We start from the raw sequence: 1073 nt of genomic DNA, 5'->3' as shown, positions 1-1073 counted from the left end.
GAGTCGGTTGCGGACGAGCGTGGCGAGTCGGTCCAAGGCGACGCTGGCGAGGTTCGCGAGGCTGTGCTTGACGTGGGCCCACAGGTACTCGACCGCGTTCAGCTCGGGTGTGTAGGCGGGCAGGATGAACACCGTCAGCCAGTCCCGCGCGCTGATCAAGTCGCGCATGGCATGGGAGACGTGGGTGTTGAGCCGGTCCCAGATCAGCACGATGGGCGCCTTGACCAGCTGGTGGATTCCGTCGATCAGGCCGATGTAGTCGCGCTCGGACAGGCTGCGGCGTTCGCCCTTGCGCCCGGTATGGCGCCGCAGCCGATGGCACAGCCGGGTCCGGAAGCCCGGGCGCATCGCGAGCAGGCCGGCGACGGAGACCCGCCCGGAGCCGCGGCCGGAGACCTTCACGACCGGGGTGATGCCGCGCCGTCCCCACGTGCGTCCCTTGGGCGGCCTGCGGGTGAACCCGGCTTCGTCCTCGAAGCAGATCCAGCCGCCACAGGCCGCCCGGGTGCTTTTACCTCCGCCCAGGTCACCTCCTGCCACGCGGTCACGGCCCGCTCGTCGCGCGCGGCGGCCCGCCGCGCGGGGACCTGCGGGGTGAAGCCGAGCCGGTGCATCAGGCGGGTGGCGCCCGAGACGCTGTAGGAGATGTGGAACTTCCGGCCGATCAGCGTCGCCACTCGCGCGCCGGTCCAAATCTGGTCCTCGTCCCAGCCGTGAGCGGCCGGCCCCTGCTCGAGGTACCTGGCCAGCTTCTCCTGGCAGCGCGCGGACAGCTTGCAACGCCGGCCGCTCGCGCCTCGTGAGGCCAGGGCCGCCGCTCCGTCCTTCGTCCACGCCTGGTGCCACTGGTAAGCCGACTTCGAGCTCACCCGCAGCCTGCGGGCGACCTCCGGCGGCCCCAGCCCATCGGCGAACAACCCGGCGGCCTCCAGTCGCACCGCCTCGCGGCGCTGCCGACCTTTCGCCGTCAGCCCGCCCCCATCCGCATAGCGCATACCAACGGCATAGCGCGCAGATGACCGACAGTCAGCTACACGAACAGGCCAATCACCCCGAAGCGCCGAAGTCAGTAA

At 70.8% G+C, this 1073-nt stretch carries 1 protein-coding gene; it reads right to left on the bottom strand.

All coding sequences use genetic code 11. The annotated features are described in order from the left end of the window. Window positions 1–995, bottom strand: a protein-coding gene (locus ACZ5WK_RS40315; RefSeq protein ID WP_465555544.1) for an IS630 family transposase whose coding sequence is annotated in 2 segments (ribosomal slippage) — window positions 1–494 and window positions 494–995 — 996 coding nt annotated over the 2 segments. Because the reading frame shifts where the segments join, the coding sequence is not laid out codon by codon here. This gene is flagged as partial in the annotation. Window positions 996–1073 lie beyond the last annotated feature (78 nt).

The organism is Kitasatospora sp. NPDC032757, assembly GCF_055579305.1.
The sequence above is the reverse complement of the archived record's forward strand: the minus strand, read 5'-3'. Positions and strand labels throughout refer to the sequence as shown.